General features: G+C 58.8%; 17 protein-coding genes. 12 read left to right on the top strand and 5 right to left on the bottom strand.

The window, feature by feature from the left end; all coding sequences use genetic code 11:
* Positions 1-137: 137 nt before the first annotated feature.
* From ACFMBG_RS05705 to ACFMBG_RS05695, 3 genes are all read right to left on the bottom strand, one after another.
* The gene (locus ACFMBG_RS05705) at positions 138-1,160 is read right to left on the bottom strand and encodes a GlxA family transcriptional regulator (RefSeq protein WP_421053740.1); all 1,023 of its coding nucleotides are present in this window, start codon (positions 1,158-1,160) and stop codon (positions 138-140) included.
* A 252-nt stretch (positions 1,161-1,412) separates the two neighbouring features.
* A complete protein-coding gene (locus ACFMBG_RS05700; protein ID WP_039170835.1) occupies positions 1,413-2,633 on the bottom strand; it encodes a M24 family metallopeptidase in 1,221 nt (406 codons plus the stop codon).
* A 100-nt stretch (positions 2,634-2,733) separates the two neighbouring features.
* Positions 2,734-3,630, bottom strand: a complete 897-nt coding sequence (locus ACFMBG_RS05695) for a LysR substrate-binding domain-containing protein (RefSeq protein WP_027233582.1) — start codon at positions 3,628-3,630, stop codon at positions 2,734-2,736.
* A gap of 98 nt (positions 3,631-3,728) precedes the next feature.
* Between ACFMBG_RS05695 and ACFMBG_RS05690 the strand changes: the two genes are divergently transcribed.
* The 5 genes from ACFMBG_RS05690 (at position 3,729) to ACFMBG_RS05670 (ending at position 8,518) form a co-directional block, all read left to right on the top strand.
* Positions 3,729-4,544, top strand: coding sequence for a creatininase (locus ACFMBG_RS05690; RefSeq protein ID WP_421053739.1), 816 nt, complete (start codon positions 3,729-3,731; stop codon positions 4,542-4,544).
* Between the two features lie 19 nt (positions 4,545-4,563).
* A complete protein-coding gene (locus tag ACFMBG_RS05685; protein WP_421053738.1) occupies positions 4,564-5,682 on the top strand; it encodes a polyamine ABC transporter substrate-binding protein in 1,119 nt (372 codons plus the stop codon).
* An 82-nt stretch (positions 5,683-5,764) separates the two neighbouring features.
* Positions 5,765-6,610 (top strand): ABC transporter permease, encoded by an 846-nt coding sequence (locus ACFMBG_RS05680; protein ID WP_421053737.1) that lies wholly within the window; start codon positions 5,765-5,767, stop codon positions 6,608-6,610.
* On the top strand, positions 6,607-7,407 hold the full coding sequence (locus tag ACFMBG_RS05675; protein ID WP_039170827.1) for an ABC transporter permease: 801 nt from the start codon (positions 6,607-6,609) through the stop codon (positions 7,405-7,407). Before ACFMBG_RS05680 ends, ACFMBG_RS05675 begins: the two co-directional genes overlap by 4 nt.
* A gap of 16 nt (positions 7,408-7,423) precedes the next feature.
* Positions 7,424-8,518, top strand: coding sequence for an ABC transporter ATP-binding protein (locus tag ACFMBG_RS05670; RefSeq protein WP_039170826.1), 1,095 nt, complete (start codon positions 7,424-7,426; stop codon positions 8,516-8,518).
* Between the two features lie 276 nt (positions 8,519-8,794).
* On the opposite strand, the gene ACFMBG_RS05665 is transcribed toward ACFMBG_RS05670, so the two are convergent.
* On the bottom strand, positions 8,795-9,265 hold the full coding sequence (locus tag ACFMBG_RS05665) for a MarR family winged helix-turn-helix transcriptional regulator (RefSeq protein ID WP_421053736.1): 471 nt from the start codon (positions 9,263-9,265) through the stop codon (positions 8,795-8,797).
* Between the two features lie 134 nt (positions 9,266-9,399).
* On the opposite strand from ACFMBG_RS05665, the gene ACFMBG_RS05660 reads away from it, so the two are divergent.
* The 4 genes from ACFMBG_RS05660 (at position 9,400) to ACFMBG_RS05645 (ending at position 13,533) form a co-directional block, all read left to right on the top strand.
* Positions 9,400-10,605 carry an amidohydrolase gene (locus tag ACFMBG_RS05660; RefSeq protein WP_421053735.1) on the top strand — a complete coding sequence of 402 codons (1,206 nt, stop codon included), beginning with the start codon at positions 9,400-9,402 and terminating at the stop codon, positions 10,603-10,605.
* Positions 10,606-10,639: 34 nt separating this feature from the next.
* Positions 10,640-11,677, top strand: a complete 1,038-nt coding sequence (locus ACFMBG_RS05655; protein WP_421053734.1) for a TRAP transporter substrate-binding protein — start codon at positions 10,640-10,642, stop codon at positions 11,675-11,677.
* A gap of 66 nt (positions 11,678-11,743) precedes the next feature.
* Positions 11,744-12,244 carry a TRAP transporter small permease gene (locus ACFMBG_RS05650; RefSeq protein WP_421053733.1) on the top strand — a complete coding sequence of 167 codons (501 nt, stop codon included), beginning with the start codon at positions 11,744-11,746 and terminating at the stop codon, positions 12,242-12,244.
* Positions 12,245-12,261: 17 nt separating this feature from the next.
* The gene (locus tag ACFMBG_RS05645) at positions 12,262-13,533 is read left to right on the top strand and encodes a TRAP transporter large permease (RefSeq protein ID WP_421053732.1); all 1,272 of its coding nucleotides are present in this window, start codon (positions 12,262-12,264) and stop codon (positions 13,531-13,533) included.
* Positions 13,534-13,621: 88 nt separating this feature from the next.
* On the opposite strand, the gene ACFMBG_RS05640 is transcribed toward ACFMBG_RS05645, so the two are convergent.
* Complete coding sequence (locus ACFMBG_RS05640) at positions 13,622-14,332, bottom strand: helix-turn-helix transcriptional regulator (protein ID WP_421053731.1); 711 nt, start codon at positions 14,330-14,332, stop codon at positions 13,622-13,624.
* A 90-nt stretch (positions 14,333-14,422) separates the two neighbouring features.
* On the opposite strand from ACFMBG_RS05640, the gene ACFMBG_RS05635 reads away from it, so the two are divergent.
* The 3 genes from ACFMBG_RS05635 to ACFMBG_RS05625 all read left to right on the top strand — a co-directional run bounded on the left by ACFMBG_RS05635 (position 14,423) and on the right by ACFMBG_RS05625 (position 18,416).
* Positions 14,423-16,030: an FAD-dependent monooxygenase gene (locus tag ACFMBG_RS05635; protein WP_421053730.1), complete on the top strand. Its 1,608-nt coding sequence runs from the start codon at positions 14,423-14,425 to the stop codon at positions 16,028-16,030.
* On the top strand, positions 16,027-16,206 hold the full coding sequence (locus ACFMBG_RS05630; RefSeq protein ID WP_421053729.1) for a hypothetical protein: 180 nt from the start codon (positions 16,027-16,029) through the stop codon (positions 16,204-16,206). The genes ACFMBG_RS05635 and ACFMBG_RS05630 overlap by 4 nt, the downstream gene beginning before the upstream one ends.
* A 272-nt stretch (positions 16,207-16,478) precedes the next feature.
* Positions 16,479-18,416: an FAD-binding monooxygenase gene (locus ACFMBG_RS05625; protein WP_421053728.1), complete on the top strand. Its 1,938-nt coding sequence runs from the start codon at positions 16,479-16,481 to the stop codon at positions 18,414-18,416.
* Positions 18,417-18,516: the final 100 nt, after the last annotated feature.

The raw sequence follows: 18,516 nt of genomic DNA, 5'->3' as shown, positions 1-18,516 counted from the left end.
TTTCGGCTGAACCTGGGCGGGCCAGCCATGAACCGGCCTCCCGGGCCGCCAACAGGCAATAGATGTTCAGCCTGAAACCTTAGCTGAGCAGTGGGGAGGCAGGTAATGAGAACTGCAAATACCTGGATTAAGGATGCTTATGGCGCGCAGCTGCTAAGCGACCAGGATTTGCGGAAACTGTGCGGTGAACGGTCAAACTTACGCTTGAATTGCCTAGAGAAGTACGAGGCATTTTCAAAACCTGAGGCCATGGCGACCTCGCGCACGCTTAGGTCGGTTTCGTTCAGCAAGGAAAAGGCCCGCTCCAGCCGCAGGCCGAAGTAGAACTGCCAGGGCGACTGTCCGACATATTTCTGGAACAGGCGCTCCAGTTGGCGGCGAGAGACAGCCAGCGCACTGGCAATTCTATCCATGTCCAGCGGCTCTTCCAGGTTCGCCTGCATCAAGCGCACGGCACGGATCAGATTCTGATTGCGGCAGCCAAGCATTGATGACACCGGCGAAATCTGCCGCAACATGCCTGCTCCTGGGCGTTTGTGCAGGCACATGTCGGCAACGCAGGAAGCAAGGTGGGAGCCGCAGTGGGCCTCAATGATTTCAAGCATCATGTCAGTTGCGGCATGGCCACCACCACAGGTGTAGAGCCCGCGGTCGGATTCATAGAAGTTGCCGGACGGCTTGAGACAAGGAAACAGCTCGACAAAACCCGGGGCATTTTCCCAATGCAGAGTAAACCGCCGACCGGTCAGAACACCTGTTGCCGCCAAAGCAAAGGCGCCGGTGCAGATGCTTCCAACGCTTGCACCATGTGCTTTCTGGCGACTGATCCAGCTGACAACCCGGCTGTCATAGGATTGCGCTGGCTCCGTCCCTGCGCAGACAAAGAGCGAAGCATTGCGGTCCAGGTCGACCAGCCCGGAATCAACCTGTATCGGAATGCCGTTCGAGCAGGTTACCGGAAGGCCATCCGGGCTGAGCGCATGCCATTCAAACAGCGCCTTCTGCGTTAGCTGATTGGCAATCCGCAGCGGTTCGATTGCGGCGCTGAAGGCCAACATCGTAGTTTTGGGCAGCAGAAGAAAATGGAATTTCTTCGGTGGCGCGTCGCTGTCGAAGCGTACAGTGGCAGCGCCTTTCGGAAGGAAGCGGTTGTCTTGCATGGGCGGTCTCCAGGACATTAGAAAGCAAGCTTCTGTCCGGGTTTTGATATTCAGGCATTTTCAAGCAACGCACACGCGGGCGCGGTGTGTTGTTATTGCGGGACGGGGAAGGCCAGACGCAAATAGACCCATTTGGCGGCGCTTTCGCTGGTCCGCTGCGGATCCGGGGCCAGCGAAAGCAGGCTAATGGACCCAGCCAGGACAACCAAACAGGTCAGCCCCTGCAGCAGTATTCCGGCCTTCCCCTGCATCTTAGGCCTTACCGCCGACAATGTTGTGCTCCGGGCCGTAGGGGAATCCGGTTATATTCTCGGCACCGTCTTCGCCTACGATCAGAATGTCATGCTCGCGATAGCCGCCCGCGCCCGGCGTGCCTTCTGGCAGCATGACCATTGGCTCCATCGACACCACCATGCCGGGCTTCAGCTCGGTATCGATATCCTCGCGCAGCTCGACCCCGGCCTCGCGGCCGTAATAGTGGCTTAGCACCCCAAAGCTGTGACCGTAACCGAATGAGCGGTACTTCAGCAGATCCCACTCCCGGTACATCTCATTTAGCTCCAACGCGATATCCTTGCACTTTGCACCGGGCTTGATCAGCTCCAGCCCGCGCTCATGCACGGCGACGTTCTTTTTCCAGATGTCCAGGCTGGCGTCGTCCACATGGTCGCAGAACAAGGTCCGCTCCAGCGCAGTGTAGTAGCCAAAGATCATGGGAAAGGTATTGAGGCTGAGGATATCGCCGGACTGCACAATTCGGTTGGTGACGGGGTTGTGGGCGCCGTCGGTGTTGATGCCGGACTGGAACCAGGTCCAGGTGTCCATCAGTTCAACAAAGGGGAACGAAGCTGCAATTTCACGGATCATCGCATTGGTTCCGGCAATTGCCACTTCATGCTCGGCCACACCTGCCTTCACCGCATTGGCCACCGCTGCGCCGCCCACATCACAAATCCGCGCGCCTTCGCGGATCAGTTTCAGCTCCTCATCGGATTTGATCGTCCGCATCCACATGGAGGGGCCAGACACATCGACGAATTCCACATCCGGCAGCGCATCCTGCAGCGCTTGGCGATAGTCCAGCGACACGTGGTCGAACTCGATACCGACTCGCTTAGCCCCCTTGGTAAGCTCCTGCACAGCCCGATAGAAATTGTCGCGGCGCCAGTCGGTATAGGTGATGTTGTTTCCGAAGCTGCGGCGCCAAGGCTGACCGCCATCAATGCCCGCGGAAATCGTGGTCGCATCTTTTTGGTCGATTACCATACCGTACTTGCGCCCGAAGTAGCAGTACAGCCAGCCAGAATAATAGTTGATGCAGTGGTAGGACGTGAACAGCGCCGCATCGACGTTTTGTTTTGCCATCCAGCCGCGCAGCTCGTCCTGGCGGCGTTTCATTTCCTGGTCAGAGAATGGCGAAAAATCCTTCTCGCCATTGTGCCATTCCATGACGTGGAGCATATCTTCAGACATGTTTGATCCTTTCTTCGGAGCGTGTCCCAGTCGGTAACACCGAAAAAAGATCTCAAAAAATTAATAGATATGATCCTACTATAAATAACCCAAATCCATCCTACCCGGACGTCGGCTTCAGAGTCTTACGGAAGCCCCCAACGCCTCCAGCTATCTGTTCGATCAATTTCAGTGCAGCCTCACTCTGGCGCACATGTTTGTAGAACAACCCGACATGTATTCGCGCCAGCTGCGGAAATCCGATGTCCGGTGTCAGGATACGCATGCCCGGGAGCAGGGTCTTAGTTGTAAGGGCAGAAATGCCCCAGCCGCTGGCCACCGCGTTCTGCAGTGCCGAGATGCCGGGGCTCTCAAAAGCGATCCGCCATTTGCGTCCTTCACCATTCAGCGCTTCGATCACCCGGCCCCTGTAAACGCATCCCTCCGGGTGCAGAACCAGCGGCAACGGCTCATCCGGATTGAAATGAAACCCCTTTGCGCAAACCCATTTGGGACGTTCAGACCAGTAGTGCGAGACATATGGCGCCGGCATGGAGTCGGTAATGGCAATTGTCATATCCAACTCGTCCGCATGCAGCTTACTCAAAAGATCGCGGCTCCAATTGCAGCGAATGTCCAGCGTGACGGCCGGGTTTTCAGAAACAAAGTCCGAAATGATCTCCTGAAAGAAACCGATTGCATAGTCGATCGGCAGGCCGACTCGCAGCACGCCCTGAATGCTGGAACGCGACAGCCGAGCCACAGCGCTGTCGTTCAGCCGCAGTATTTCACGGGCAAACCCGATCAGAGCATGGCCATCTTCCGTAAGCGTCAGCTCCTTGCCCTGATGCACGATCAGTTTGCAGCCGCTGAGCTCTTCCAGGCGACGGATTTGCAAGGAAATCGCCGGCTGGGTCCGGCCAAGAGTTTGTCCGGTTTCAGTATAATTCCCTAGATCGACTGCCGTCACAAAGGTGCGCAGCAAGTCAGTTTGCAGGTTCGTGAACTTTCGAGACATTTACAAATCTTATTCTACCATTGCCACTATCAATTTCCCACATGGCGCATCTGGAGTCAAAGTAAAGCCAACCTTAACTTCCCGGATTGAGCCTCCCCATGAAGAACGCTTCAGTTTTTGCCGCCGAGCTGCCTTGGCCGGAGTATAAATCGCGCGTCACAGGTAGCAGCACCCCCATTCTGATCCCGATCGGATCGATGGAACAGCACGGGCATCACATGCCAATGCATGTAGACGTGCTGCTGCCGACCGAGTTTGCCCGCAGGGTGGCGTCAGAGACCGGCAGCCTTGTCGCTCCGCCCTTTACCTATGGATACAAATCACACCAGAAATCCGGAGGCGGGAACTTCTTTCCCGGCACTACCAGTCTGGATGGCAGCAGTCTGGTCAACGCATTGAAAGACGTGATCAAGGAATTCGCCCGCCACGGCAACCGCCAGATCTGCCTGGTGAACGGCCATTTCGAGAACTCCTGGTTCATCGTTGAGGGCATCGATCTGGCCCTGCGGGAACTGCGCTGGGACGGCATCACCGATTTGAAAATTGTGGTGCTGTCCTACTGGGATTTTGTCAGCGATGACTCAATCGCCAAGCTCTACCCGGACGGCTTCCTGGGTTGGGACATCGAACACGGCGGTGTGTTGGAAACTTCACTGATGCTCAAGCTTTACCCGGATTTGGTGTGGCTGCAGGACGCAATCGACCACGCGCCGGCCGAATTCCCGCCATATGACGTCTACCCCCCGCACGAGGACTGGACGCCCGCAACCGGCACCCTGTCTTCCCCCAAAGATGCCTCGGCCGAAAAGGGCGAGCTGCTTCTCAACGTCTGCACCGCAGGGATCGTCAAAGCGCTGCGGAAAGAATTCGGAGATCGCTCTCCGGCAAGCGCAGCGGCAACAGCTGCGCAATAGAACCAGCAAGGAGACTGACATGACTGCCAAACTCACCCATCCCACTCGGCGGGCGCTGCTGAAGTCGGCCGCAGGCGCGGCGCTCGCAACCCCGTTTCTGTCCATCCGCGCTGCGGCGGAAACCGTGAACTTGTCGATGCTGGCTTGGTACGGCCACGCGGAGCCTGATATCGTTGGCGAATTTGAAGACCAGCACAATGTGAAGTTCACCCCGAAATACTACACCGGAGGCGACAACATGCTGGGCCTGATCGCCCAGTCGCCGCCGGGCACCTATGACGTCATCCTGTCCGACGCCGAATATGTGCAGCAGTTGAACGCGGCCGGCTACATTGAGGAGCTGGACTCAAATGACTATGCCTTTGACGACTTCTTCCCGGAGTTCCAACAATTCCCAGGCCACTGGAAAGACGGCAAGCTCTATTCAGTGATCACCCGGTTCGGCTTCCTGGGCATTTCCTATAACGCCGATGTGCTGAGCGAGAGCGATGCAGCCAGTTACAACATCTTCAGCGACAGCCGTCTGACCGGCAAGCTAGGCCACTTCGACTGGCACCTTCCAAACTTGGGGCAGATCAGCTTGTTGAACGGCAATTCCGATCCCTTCGACTTGAGTGACGAGGCTTGGCAGCAGGTGCAGGACAGCACCATGGCGCTGCGCGGCCAGGTGGGCGGATTCTTTGACTATGGCGGTACTTTCTCGTCGCTAAAGAACGGTCAGATGACTGCCTTTGCGGGCATTGGCGACTGGATCACCGGCGTGCTCGAAAAAAACGGCGCCAATGTGCGCACCGCCATTCCGGAGGAAGGCGGCCTGCAGTGGACCGAGAGCTTCTCGATCGGCAAGGGATCCCGCAACCAGGAGATGGCGCGCAAGTGGATTCAGTACATCACCTCGCCGGAAGGCCAAGCGAAATCGGCGGATATGGCGGCCTACCCGGCGCTGATCCCCAACAAGAAGGGCTGGGTCGTGCTGAATGAGGCGAACCCGGCCGAAGCCAAGAGGCAGAACATGGTGCTGGGCCAGCACAACGCCATGGACCTGATCCGCGAAGACCGCATCAAGTACCGCCAGCTGCCAGTGCAGCAAAGCCTCGAGGACTGGAACGACTTCTGGTCCGATTACAAAGGCGCCTAACCCCACCAGCACCGGAGCTGTCTCCTCCCCCGGCTACCGGTGCCCAACTGAAGGTCAGCTGCCTCCCGGCGCTGAAAGACCAATGAATACACGGCCGAATCTGTTTTCACTGACGTTCTCGCTGCCTCTACTTATCTGGCAGCTGGCCTTCTTTTTATTCCCCCTGGCGTTTCTGGTGGCGCTCAGTTTCTGGACGGTGCGGAATTTTCAAATGCAGCCCGATTTTGACACTGTGAACTGGGTCAAGATCTATTCCCGCAGCGTGTTCTGGGATGCCTACTTTAGGACCCTGCTGCTGGCTTCTGCCAGTGCGGTGCTGATCAGCTTGACGGCTTTCCCGGCGTCTTATGCGATCTCGTTCAAACTGGGCGAAAATGCGAAACGCTGGATGATCTTCGTCCTGATCATCCCTTTCTTCACCAGCTATCTGGTCCGGGTCTATTCGCTGCAGGTTTTCCTGTCCGACGCGGGCATCCTTAATGCCTTCCTGGGTTACTTTGGCCTCGGCCCGTATCCGATGCTCAACAACAGCTTTGGCACCCTCGCCGGTTATGCCACCCTGTGCCTGCCGCTGGTAATCCTGTTGCAAGTCTTCAGCCTGAATTTTGTGAACCGTGATCTGGTCGAGGCCGCCCACAACATGCGTTGCGGCCGCCTGCGGACAGTATTGGAAGTGATCATACCTTCCGCCAAAGCCGGTCTGGTGATCGCGGGTCTCTTCGCCTTCATCCTCAGCTTTGGCGACTTTGTGAGCCCCCTTTACCTGGGCGGAGGCAACCCGCCGACCCTTTCGATCATGATCACCGACATCACCAAATCCGGGCAGCAATGGCCGCGCGCCGCGGTAGTGGCTCTAACGATGATCGCCACACTCCTGACAGTAGCCTTTGCCGCCATCAAATTCGCTTACAGGGAGGCTGGAAAATGACCGGTAACCGCAACCCCATTATCGACGGCCTTCTGAAGCTGCATATCACGCTGTGCCTGATCTTCATCTTTGCACCGATTGTCGGCAGCTTTGTTTTCTCACTAAACTCGGACCGCTTTCCTTCGCTGCCGCTAGGCTCGTTCTCAACTGAATGGTACCGGCTAATCTGGGAAGATCCGCTGGTCTGGGCCGGCTTCTTCAACACTCTGCTGGTTGGCGCTTGCGTTGCAGCGATTGCCACGCTGCTGGGATTTGGCGGCGCCTACACCGACTTCCGCTACAAGTTCTTTGGCAAAACCGCCTATCTGGCCCTGGCCCTGCTGCCGCCCACCATCCCGGTGGTAATCATGGGCCTGGCGATGCTGGCCTTCCTCTCCCGTATCAGCCTTTCCGGCAACGTGGTCTCAGTCGTCATTGCCCACGGCGTGATGTGCAGCCCCTTTGCCATGGCCATCATCCGATTGCGCCTGTCGCAGATGGACCCGGATCTGGAAGCCGCAGCCTGGAACCTGGGCGGCAATGAATGGGTGACAATGCGCCATGTGATCATCCCCTTTACCAAACCCGCAATCTATGCCGCCTTGTTCATCACCATGGCTGTTTCCTTTGACGAGTTCGCGGTGGCCTGGTTTGTGTCGGGCCTGAACGAGACCCTGCCAGTCAAGGTTTTGGGCTTCCTTCAGGGCCAGGTCAGCCCCCGGATCAATGCCATCGGCTCGCTCGCCTTTGTCAGCTCAATCTCCTTCATCGTGATTGCCCAGCTTCTGATGCGCAATCCAAACGCCAAAACCTCTTAACAGACAGGACAGAGCCATGCTGGACACTCCAATCGTGCATTTTGACAACGTTGTTAAAAAGTTCGGCAGCTTCACCGCTGTTGAAAGGGCCGACTTCCAAATAGCCCGCGGCGAATTCCTGGCAATCATGGGCTCTTCGGGCTGCGGCAAGACAACCACCTTGCGGATGCTGGCCGGACTTGAGGATCCGACCGAAGGCAGCATTTTTCTGGACGGGGAGAAGATCAACGGCAGGCCGACTTGGGAGCGGGACACGCCGATGGTCTGGCAGAGCCTGGCCCTGTTCCCTTTCCTTACGGTGCAGGAGAATGTCGAATTCAGCCTTAAGATGCGCAAAGTGTCTAAGGGTGAACGGCGTGAACGGGCCCGCAAGTGGCTGGACCGGCTTGGTATCCTGGAGTTTGCTGACCGCAACATCTCGCAGCTGTCCGGCGGCCAGCGCCAGCGTGTCGCGCTCGCCCGTTCGCTGGTGACCGAACCTAAGATCCTGCTGCTGGACGAGCCGCTTTCCGCTCTTGACGCCCATTTGAAAGTCCGTATGCAGTCGGTACTTTCGGGCCTGCAAAAGGATCTGGGCATCACTTTCGTCTACGTTACCCATTCGATGTCCGAGGCCTTCTCCATGGCCGACCGGGTGGTGATCATGAGCCGCGGTAAGATTGAACAGATCGGTACGCCCGAGGAAATATACCGCGAACCGCACAACCGCTTTGTTGCGGACTTCCTGGGCTCATCCAACGTGTTTGCCGGCAGCCTCAAATCGGGCGGAAATGAAGTTTGGCAAGTCGCATCAGAACACTCGGCATTCACATTGAAAGCGTCTTCAGAAGTACAAAAGACTGAAGGATCTTCGCTGGCTTTTGCGGTGAGTTCTGAGAACATGTCCTTAGCCGCCATTGGGACGCCCTGGACAGCAAACAGCATTGAAGCCACGGTTGTCGGCGGCGAATTTGCAGGGGCCTCTGCCACTGTCTTCCTGGAAACCGATCAGGGTCAGGAACTTAAAGTGCAAAAAGGACATGACGAACTTAAGACGGTAGACATCAGAGCAGGACAGAGACTTTTGGTTCACTGGCTGCCGGAGCATTGTCACGTTCTGCCTGGCGAATGAACAGTCTAACACACTCACTGTGAAGGTCTGCCTCTTGCTCTGATCAGAGGCCTGTTTGCTCTTGCAGTAAATAGCTGGAAGTTGCCCACCTTACTTGGACGCACGGAGAGGTTACCGTTCGTTGTCTGGCCCCTCAACTGGGCTGTCTGCCGTCGCCCGCCGCGAGATGGCCTCGCCGCGGAGGTAACCGCAGGCGCTGCGCCGCCGCAAGGCCGGTTGGATCGAGCAGCAACGTTTACTGAGGGGTTCTATGGGAAAAACGTCAGAACAGGCTGCCTAATCAATAGCCAAAGCAGTCCGGTATTCTTCCGTGGTGATCCAGCTGCCGAGCCGGTCGAGAATTCCGTCAAGCGTTGCAAGCTCCTGTTCCGACAGAGGTTCAGTCAGAATTACCTCAAGACGGTCAGATAACTGGCGGGCGATGCGACGGATATTTTGCCCTTTGGGCGTTGTAGTCAGCAGAAACACCCGGGCGTCTTCGAGAGAGTTCTCCCTCGCAATCAGGCCGTCGCCCAACAGGGTTCGAATGATCCTCGACGTAAGGCTGCGCTCCAATCCCGTCGCCTTGGCTATCTCCGCAAATGTGGTGCCAGGTGTGTCGTCAATTAGCCTTAAAACCCGCAATTCCCGGATCCGGAAGCCCGTTTCGCGCAAGAATATCTCGTCATTGGCGCTGATCGCTTCCTGCGCCACGAGCTCGAGCCGGTAAGTCAATCTTTCGTTCCTGAAGGCTTTGTTCATCTTCATTTAGATCCGTATTTACTGAGCCGCGGTGCAGGAAAAGTATCAAGCGATACCCTGATTTCATCAAGCAATATTCTTAAACTCCAACTAGTTTGCAAATTTAATCTCACGGCGCAACCATCTTGCCGTAAGATATAATGGAGACCCGTCGCATGTTTGCAGAGTGGTATAGCATCCAGAAGCCCATTTCTGAGAGCTGGCTGCACGATCTTCACAGCCATCCCGAAACTGGCTTCGAAGAAACCAGGACCGCTGCCTTCGTAGCAAGCCGTCTAACGGAATTCGGCTATGAAGTTGCCACTGGCCTCGGCGGCACTGGTGTCGTCGGAACCTTGCACGGTGCAGGCGCCAGTGATGCTGCACCGGGCCGCCGCATCGGCTTTCGCGCCGAACTGGATGCACTGCCGATGGCAGAAGAGGCCGACGTGCCCTACCGCTCAAAGGTGGAAGGGAGGTTCCACGGCTGCGGCCATGACGGCCACACCGTCACCGCGCTCACTGCAGCCGCCTATCTGGCGCACAGCCCAGATTTCGAAGGCACCGTGCATTTCATCTTCCAGCCTGCCGAGGAATTGCTGACCGGTGCCCGCGCAATGCTGGCCGACGGCCTGTTCGAGCGTTTTCCCTGCGACGAGATCTACGCCCTGCACAACCTGCCCGGCCTGCCGGCGGGCAAAGTCGGCATACCATCAGCTGCAGCAATGGCCTCAGCTGACAACATCGACGTCACCATTCGCGCCAATGGTGCCCACGGTTCGATGCCGCATACTGGCGAGGACGCCATCGCGGCGGCCTCGGCCTTCATCGGTTTGGTACAGCAAACGTCGACCCGGATCATCGATGCGCGAGAAGCCGGTGTAATCTCCTTTGGCGTTCTCACGGGTGGCACGGCTCGCAATGTGTTGCCTGCTGAGGTCTCCATCGAAGGCACAATGCGCACCAACGCGCCAGAGATACGCGACAGGCTGGCCACCCTGCTTCAGGAAGCCGCCACTGCGGCCGAGCACCTCTACGGCGTCGCGGTAGAGCTTCAGGTCACCAAAGTTGCTCCTGTGACTATCAACAATAGTGACGCCGTCGCCGCGGTGACGGCCTCGGCCAGACGGGTCGCCGGTGCAGACAAGGTTATTGCGGATGCCCGCAATCTGATGGCCTCCGAGGATTTCTCGGAATTTCTGAACCGGGTGCCGGGCAGCTACTTCTTCATCGGCCAGGACGGCCGTGCGCCGCATCACCCCGAATTCGTATTTGACCCGTCGGTCATTCCGCTCGGCGCTGCGATTTTTGCCGACCTGGCCAAAAGCCGGACCCGCGGGGTGCCCGATCCGCATCCACAAGCCTGAATAACCACGATCATTCATCCAAGGGAGGAAACAAATGATCAACCCTGCCATCAAACTGCTCAAAGGCGCGGCCGCTGCTGCCGCAATCCTGACCGCAACGGTTCAAGCCGCCAGCGCGGAAACGCTGACAATGTCGTCCTGGGTGCCGCCGACCCATTTCGTGCATACCGACTTTCTCGTGCCCTTCACTGAAAAGGTCGCCGAGGTCACCGAAGGCCGTGTCACCGTAACCATCCTGCCCGCGCCGCTGGCCAGCCCGCCGCAGCACTGGGAGTTGGCCCGCAATGGCGTCGCCGACATCACTTGGGGTAATTTCACTTACGAGCCGGAGCGTTTCGTACCGCTGTGGTTCGCGGAATTCCCCAACGCCGGCACCAACGCCGAGGCACAAAGCCGGGCGCTGTGGCAAACCTACGAGAAGTTTCTGGCCGGCAACCCTGCTTTTGATGGGGTCAAGATGCTGGCCGTAGGCATGTTTGGAGGCGGGCAGCTGCACCACGGCAGCGCCGCTGTGACCACACCCGAGGATGTGAGCGGCCAGAAGTTCCGCATGGGTGGCCCGATCCAGGAGCAGCTGCTGACCAAACTGGGGGCGGTTCCCGTCGCGGCGCCCGCCACAAAAGCCTACGAAATGCTGGAAAGCGGCGTCATCGATGGCTCGCTCCACACCATGGAATCTGTGGTCAACTTCAGGCTCGAGGACAGCCTCAAGCATCATACAATTTTTCCGAACGGTTTCTATGACGCAACCTTCTTCGTGATCATGAATGGCGCCAAATGGGACCGGCTCAGTGATGCCGACAAAGCGGCGATCGAAGCCGTCACCGGTGAGGCCCTGTCGGCTGCATGGGGAAAGAACTTCGATCACCAAAACCCAGCTGCATCGGAGAAGCTGGCCGCTGAAGGTCACGAAATTGCCGAAGCCACTCCCGAGCTGATTACCGAGGTGAACAGTATCTACGACGAGATGGTGTCGGAGTGGACCGAAAAGGCAAAGGCTGCCGGCGTGGAAGACCCGGCTGCGATGCTTGGCTTCTACAGAGAGACCTACACCGAATTGGCTGCAGAATAGCCCTCTCCGGGCAATCCACTCGGGGACGGTGTGACCGTCCCCCTTTCTGCAAGAGGAGGCCGCAGGATGCGTGCTTTAGCTTTGAAAATCCGCCGGACAGTAGAAACGGCAATGGCACTGTTTCTGCTGGCCATGGTGGCCCTAACCTTCACCGATGTGATCGGACGGCGCCTGTTCGGCGAACCGGTTTACGGTGCAAACGACATCACCGAACACCTGATGGCGCTGGTAGTCTTTGCCGGCCTGCCTTTGGTGACCTCCGCGGGGGCGCATCTGACAATCGATCTTCTCGACAAACTGTTGGACCGCCCTGGGTTGGCATGGTGGCGTGTGCTGACCGGGCTTCTGGTGGCAGCTGTGCTCGGTCTGATGGCCTGGTTGTTCGTCAAGCACGGCCTCAATGCCTCGAGCATTTCTGAAGTCAGCCAGGCACTCCGGGTGCCGCGCGCACCGCTCTATTTCTTCATGGCACTGAGCTGCGCACTGTCTGCACTGGCCGCCTTTGCCGTGGTCCTCGGCAGGCCGCTGGCCGACGCCAAAAACACCCATAAGGAGGAAGTGTTATGATTGCCGGTTCTCTATCCATGGCTGCGGCCATCCTGCTTGCCTTCCTCAGGATCCCGCTGGCCTTTTCGCTGCTCGCTGTTTCGGTCATAGGTATCGGGTTGGCGATCAACTGGAACATTGCGCTGCAGCTGGTGCCGCTGACGATCTCGGACGCGGTGCTATCTTATGACCTTGCCGTAGTGCCTATGTTCATCCTGATGGGCAACGTCATCTCCAAGACCGGCATCGCCCACGATCTGTTCCGCGCCGCATATGCCTTTGTGGGCAACGTGCGCGGCGGGCTGGCGCTTTCCGCCATGGCCGCCTGCTCCGGCTTCTCCGCAGTCTGCGGCTCCAGCTATGCCACCGCCGCCACCATGGCCAAGGTGTCCTATCCGAGCATGAAAAAATACGGCTACTCCGACGAGCTGGCGGCCGGCACCATTGCCGCCGGCGGCACACTCGGCATCCTGATCCCGCCCTCGATCATCATGGTGGTCTACGGAATTCTGACCCAGACCAACATCGGCGACTTGTTTATCGCCGGAGTTGTGCCGGGGCTGATCGGTCTGGTCGCCTACATGGTGGCGATCCGCATCGTTGCGGCTCTTGACCCAAGCCATGCGCCGCGCGGGGAAAACACCCCCTGGCCGGAAAAGCTCCGTGCGCTGTCCGGCGTCTGGCCTTTCCTGCTGCTGTTTGGGCTGATCATCGGCGGGCTGTATGCCAAGCTGTTCACCCCCACTGAGGCCGCTGGCATGGGAGCTGGTCTTGCCATCCTGATAGCGGCTTTTCACGGGCGGCTCGGCTGGAGCGTGTTGCGCACCATTATCATTGATACCGCCTATACCTCGGTATCGCTTTACACTGTGCTTTTCGGCGCACTGATGCTGTCTAAGCTGCTCACTCTGTCTGGGCTTGCCGCGGGTGTTTTGGCGCTGGTTGAGTCGACCGGGCTCGAAGGCATCGCGCTGATTTTCGTTATCATGGCGGTGTTCCTTGTGCTGGGCTGCGTGATGGATTCTATGGCCATCATTCTGATCTTCGTGCCCCTGTTCGCACCGGTGGTGGTTTCCCAAGGCTTTGACCTGGTCTGGTTCGGCATCATTGTGATCGTGGTGACCGAAATCGCCCTTGTCACGCCACCTGTCGGTATGAACGTCTTTGTTCTCAAGGCCGTGCTGCCGGAAGTCCCGGTGGTAAAGATCTTCAGGGGGCTGGTGCCGTTCATCATCGCCGATGTAGCCAGGCTGGCTCTGCTGATCGCCTTCCCTGCCCTGACCCTTTGGCTGGGAAGCACGGTAGGGTAAACTCCGAGACCCGTTCAGGTTCTCATTGCCTGAACGGGACTTTTACTGTGGAACCTGCCGCGGCCCGGCCGCCAGCTTTGCAGCAATGTCAGCCATTCGCATCAGGATCCCGGCACAGCGCGAACAGCCCCGCGCGCGAATTGATCCCCAGCTTGGCATAGGCGCGCTTGCGGTAGGTGATCACGGTATTGGGCGCGACCTCCAGAGCAGCTGCAATCACCTCTGCCTTCTGCCCCGCCAGAATACCCAGGCAGACCGCCCGCTCCCGCTCGCTCAGCGCGTCCAGAGCCGGTGGAGAGGCGCTGCCGGCGGTACTTTCGAAATGCATCAGCGCCAACCGGCCTGCAATTCGCGCTAAATCCGCGTCGCAGTCTGGCTGTGCCCCACCCGTCTGGTACAGGCTTACGAACAGCCTCAGACGCACTCCGGCGGCCAGCACAGTGGTCTTGGCCCGCAGCCCCGGCGTGTCAAAGAATATCCGCCGGTAGTCGCTGCCCATCGTTTCGGCAATCGTCTCCAGCCGCCTCAGCCGGACTGTGCCAGGCTGCGCCTGCATCAGTTCAGGCAAAAGCGGATCCTGCAGATACCAGCCATCCAGATATTGCGCTGACAGTTCCTCGGCTAGAGCTGCACTTCGGTAATGGCGCGAGAACAGGCAGCGCGCATTCCCATCAGTGATCGCAAACACCATGACCTGATCGGCCCCCAACGTTTCCATGAACTCTGAAAACGCCGGCGCAAAGCCGCCGCTGCCCAGCAGCGCAAGACAAGTATCGATATGCTGGATACAGGATGCCATCGCCACAAGCTATCATGTCCCCCCTCAAGGAGGACAGACAGGACGCCAGCCGGGCAGCTATGTTTTTTCCACGCAAGGAGGAACTTACCAATGAGACCGGCAGGCCGCGGCGACACCGACTCGCTCTACTTCACCTACCCGCATTTCGATCCGCCGGCAGACCGCAGCAGGCTAGAATCTGATACTCCGGTCGCCATCGTGGGCGCCGGTCCTGTGGGCATGACAGCAGCACTCGCACTGGCCCGCCACGGCGTGCCATCGGTGCTGTTTGACGCCAAATCCACCTTCAACGACGGAAGCCGCGCCATCTGTGTCGCCCGCCACAGTTTTCGCATCTTTGAGCGTATCGGCGCAGTGGCGCCCTTCCTGGAAAAAGCACTGCCTTGGACCACCGGGCGCAGCTTCTACCGCGGCCGCCAGATCCTCGAGTTCGATATGCCCGATAGCCCGGCCGCGAAATACCGGCCGATGTACAACATTCAGCAGCAATACATCGAGCAATATCTGTGGGACGCCATCGCCCGCGAGCCGCTGATCGAAACCCGCTGGCAAAGCCGGGTCACCGGGGCAAGGGACACCCCCGACGGCATCTCCCTGACAGTCGAGGATCCGCACGGCACTTATACGGTCTACGCAGCTTGGGTGCTGGCTGCGGACGGCGCCCGCAGTGCCATCCGCAAACTGCGCGGCCTGCGCCTGAAGGGAGAGAACTACGAGGGCCGCTATGTCATCGCCGATGTGAAGATGCAGCACGATTACCCCACCATCCGCCGCGCCCTGTTCGACCCTGACTGCCGCCGCGGCGGCACCGTTCTGGTCCACAAGCAGCCCGATGACATCTGGCGCATCGACTACCAGCTGCGCGACGGCGAGGATGAGGCAGAGGCCATCCGCGAGGAAACCGTGCGCGCCTCGGTCAGCGCAGTGCTGCGGGAGATTGGCCATGACGGCGACTGGGAGCTGGAATGGTGGAGCGTCTATTCCGCCAACACGCTGGCGCTTGATGATTATCGTGACGGACGCGTGTTCTTCGTCGGCGACAGCGCCCATATCGTGCCAATCTTCGGCGTGCGCGGCCTGAACAACGGCTTGGCCGACGCCTATGACATCGCATGGAAACTGGCCTGGGTGCTGCAAGGAAAAGCCGGGACAGCGCTTTTGGACAGCTACACGCCGGAACGCCGCGGCGCGACGCTGGATGTCTTCGCCAATGCATCCAAGTCGGCCCGGTTCATGACCCCGCCCAGCCCCGGCTGGCAGTTGATGCGAGACACGGCGCTGAACCTCGCGCTAAGCCATCCGTTCGCAGGCGAGCTGGCCAACCCCCGGCAGATGACTCCCTACAGTTATGCCGCCAGCCCTGCCGTCTGGGCCGACGATACGGGCTTCGAAGGTGGCCCGCAGCCTGGCACGGTGTTGCCCGACGCCCGCACCTCAGACGGGTTTCTCTCCGGCCTTCTGGGCTCCGGCTTCAGTCTCGTCACCTTCGGGGAAGCGTTGGCCGAAACTGCTGCTGAGCTGGGCCTGACACATATTGTATTGCCACCGGGTTCCGACGCCGCGCGGTTGCTTTCTGCCTCTCCGGACAGCGCCTATCTCATCCGGCCCGACACCCATATTGCCGCCCGCTGGTGCCGGGCCACACCTGGAGCGCTACGGCAGGCCTTCGCCAGCGCCACAGCAGGAGAAATCAAATGACACCGGAAGACCTCGAATCCGTTTTTGAAACCCTGGCCCGTGCGCTGGACGCCGCAGGAGAGGAACAGCACGCTGCACTGCTGGCGAAACTGGTTCTGCTGTTGTCTCGCGATTTGGATGACCTCGGCCTGGTCTGTCGGCGCATCATGGAAGCGGGCAAGAATCTTGCCGCTTAGCGCTGCCACCTTCAGCCCGGTGCGGTGCCCCCGCAGGCTGGCTTCGTCACGCAGCCGGCGGGCATACTGGAATTTGCGAAATCAACGGGGACTCTGATCTTAACCGCATCACCTCTCAGTCCGGTTTCTACGCTGGGGAAGAGCAACCAGCAGTAACAGCATGAATGCGCTGGCTAACCGGAATGGTATGCATACATACCTTACTTGAGGGGAGCGCTGAATAGTACAATCAGTAATAACCGGTCAGAAAACGGTGAAGTGGAGAGTTGGCCATGCAATATTACGTTGACGGGTTCAAACCTGGTGATCCCGATGTCAAACCACCAGCACCTGGTCTTGGTCGTGCCACCTCGAACGCAAACGATATCCCGCAAAAGGTCGATGTACTGATTGCCGGGTGTGGACCCGCGGGGCTGTGTCTCGCGGCACAGTTGGCGGGTTTTCCAGAAATTTCGACTATGATTGTCGAACCAAAACACGGGCCTATGGAAAAAGGGCAAGCCGATGGCGTCAGCGTCCGCTCGATGGAAATGTTTCAGGCCTTTGGATTCGCAGAAAAGGTAAAGCGCGAAGCCTACTGGGTGAACCAGACGGCGTTCTGGAAACCGGACCCTGCCGATCCGAGCCATATCCACCGCGTCGGGATCGCCCAGGACGTGGCCGATGATCAGTCGGAGATGCCGCATACAATCGTGAACCAGGCGAGGATACACCAGTTGTTCCTCGACGTGATGAAGAACGCCCCAACACGTTTGGAACCCCATTACGGGCTGCGCGTCAAAGACCTGGCGATTGACAGCGGCAGCGACGATCACCCCGTTACCGTTACCTTGGAACACGTGGCCGAAGATGGCAGCGCAGGTGACACCGTTACGGTGCGCGCGAATTATGTGGTTGGTTGCGACGGCGCGCGCAGCACAGTGCGCCAGTCAATCGGTGGCAAGTTACACGGAGATGCGGCGCATCAGGCCTGGGGGGTTATGGATATTCTGGCAAATTCAGATTTCCCGGATCTCCGCAGGAAGTGCCTGATCCAGTCAGCGAAGGAAGGCAATATCCTGATCATCCCGCGCGAAGGCGGCTATCTTTTCCGGATGTATGTCGAGCTCGACAAGCTCAATCCGGATGAACGGGTGTCGAACCGCAACCTGACAGCCGGCGATATTATCGCTGCGGCGAACCGGATCATGGCCCCCTACTCCATCGACGTCAAAGAGGTGGTCTGGTGGTCTGTCTACGAGATCGGCCACAGGCTGACCGACAAGTTCGATGATGTCCCCGCGGATGAGATTGCCCACCGGACACCCCGCGTTTTCACCGCCGGGGATGCCTGCCACACCCACAGCCCCAAGGCGGGGCAAGGTATGAATGTTTCCATGGGCGACACCTTCAACCTCGGTTGGAAACTTGCCCATGTTCTGACCGGCCGGTCAGACCCGGGCCTGCTGCATAGTTACTCGGCCGAACGTCAGCTGGAAGCCAAGCGGTTAGTTGAGACCGATCACAAGTGGGCGCGCATTATGAGCGCTCCGCCAGGAGAATCCGAACTTGATGGCAGCGAAATGCCCCGGTTTCAGAAGCAGTTTATCGAAAACCTGGAGTTTACCGGCGGGCTTGCCGTTCACTACGAACCTTCGCGGATCATCGCCAAGTCGGCACACCAGTCGCTTGCCACAGGTCAAATCGTGGGCAAGCGCTTCCATTCAGCGCCGGTTCTAAGGCTATCCGATGCGAAGCCCATGCAGCTGGGCCACGTTGCCGAGGCAGACGGGCGATGGCGCATCTACGCCTTTGCCGGACGGAATGACGACGGGACTGCGGGCGGAGCGATCCACGATCTTTGCGCCTATCTGAGCAGCGACCCTGCCTCACCGGTCCGGCGCTACACCCGCGCGGTCGAGGACATCGATGCACTGATCGACTTGCGCGCCATCTTCCAGCAGGATTTCAAGGAGCTGAACTTCGAGGAAATGCCGGGCCTGCTGCGCCCGGCCAAAGGCCGCTACGGGCTGCGCGACTTCGAGAAGATCTTCTGCACCGACTACAAACTGGGGCAGGACATCTACGCGATGCGCGGCATTGACTGCAAACAGGGCTGCATGATCGTTGTCCGGCCGGACCAATACGTGGCGCACATCCTGCCGCTTGACGGCTTCGCTGCACTTTCAACCTTCTTCGACGGCGTCTTCAAACCGCGAGATGAACAATAAAGGGGCCGCCGCCGCACACCGCGCCGCGCTTTTTCAAATGCAGCGCTGGCACCTTGGTGCCAGCTCCGACTCTGCGCCCGGCAACATGCACGCGCGCCCA

The sequence above is a fragment of the Leisingera coralii genome (assembly GCF_049056525.1).
In the GTDB taxonomy this organism is placed as follows: domain Bacteria; phylum Pseudomonadota; class Alphaproteobacteria; order Rhodobacterales; family Rhodobacteraceae; genus Leisingera; species Leisingera coralii.
This window is presented reverse-complemented; position numbering and strand designations above follow the sequence as displayed.

What these genes read in the sequence shown, in the direction of transcription:
- ACFMBG_RS05705 (WP_421053740.1), bottom strand. Translation starts at nt 1,160, where the DNA reads ATGCAAGACAACCGCTTCCTTCCGAAAGGCGCTGCCACTGTACGCTTC.
- ACFMBG_RS05700 (WP_039170835.1), bottom strand. Translation starts at nt 2,633, where the DNA reads ATGTCTGAAGATATGCTCCACGTCATGGAATGGCACAATGGCGAGAAG.
- ACFMBG_RS05695 (WP_027233582.1), bottom strand. Translation starts at nt 3,630, where the DNA reads ATGTCTCGAAAGTTCACGAACCTGCAAACTGACTTGCTGCGCACCTTT.
- ACFMBG_RS05690 (WP_421053739.1), top strand. Translation starts at nt 3,729, where the DNA reads ATGAAGAACGCTTCAGTTTTTGCCGCCGAGCTGCCTTGGCCGGAGTAT.
- ACFMBG_RS05685 (WP_421053738.1), top strand. Translation starts at nt 4,564, where the DNA reads ATGACTGCCAAACTCACCCATCCCACTCGGCGGGCGCTGCTGAAGTCG.
- ACFMBG_RS05680 (WP_421053737.1), top strand. Translation starts at nt 5,765, where the DNA reads ATGAATACACGGCCGAATCTGTTTTCACTGACGTTCTCGCTGCCTCTA.
- ACFMBG_RS05675 (WP_039170827.1), top strand. Translation starts at nt 6,607, where the DNA reads ATGACCGGTAACCGCAACCCCATTATCGACGGCCTTCTGAAGCTGCAT.
- ACFMBG_RS05670 (WP_039170826.1), top strand. Translation starts at nt 7,424, where the DNA reads ATGCTGGACACTCCAATCGTGCATTTTGACAACGTTGTTAAAAAGTTC.
- ACFMBG_RS05665 (WP_421053736.1), bottom strand. Translation starts at nt 9,265, where the DNA reads ATGAAGATGAACAAAGCCTTCAGGAACGAAAGATTGACTTACCGGCTC.
- ACFMBG_RS05660 (WP_421053735.1), top strand. Translation starts at nt 9,400, where the DNA reads ATGGAGACCCGTCGCATGTTTGCAGAGTGGTATAGCATCCAGAAGCCC.
- ACFMBG_RS05655 (WP_421053734.1), top strand. Translation starts at nt 10,640, where the DNA reads ATGATCAACCCTGCCATCAAACTGCTCAAAGGCGCGGCCGCTGCTGCC.
- ACFMBG_RS05650 (WP_421053733.1), top strand. Translation starts at nt 11,744, where the DNA reads ATGCGTGCTTTAGCTTTGAAAATCCGCCGGACAGTAGAAACGGCAATG.
- ACFMBG_RS05645 (WP_421053732.1), top strand. Translation starts at nt 12,262, where the DNA reads ATGGCTGCGGCCATCCTGCTTGCCTTCCTCAGGATCCCGCTGGCCTTT.
- ACFMBG_RS05640 (WP_421053731.1), bottom strand. Translation starts at nt 14,332, where the DNA reads ATGGCATCCTGTATCCAGCATATCGATACTTGTCTTGCGCTGCTGGGC.
- ACFMBG_RS05635 (WP_421053730.1), top strand. Translation starts at nt 14,423, where the DNA reads ATGAGACCGGCAGGCCGCGGCGACACCGACTCGCTCTACTTCACCTAC.
- ACFMBG_RS05630 (WP_421053729.1), top strand. Translation starts at nt 16,027, where the DNA reads ATGACACCGGAAGACCTCGAATCCGTTTTTGAAACCCTGGCCCGTGCG.
- ACFMBG_RS05625 (WP_421053728.1), top strand. Translation starts at nt 16,479, where the DNA reads ATGCAATATTACGTTGACGGGTTCAAACCTGGTGATCCCGATGTCAAA.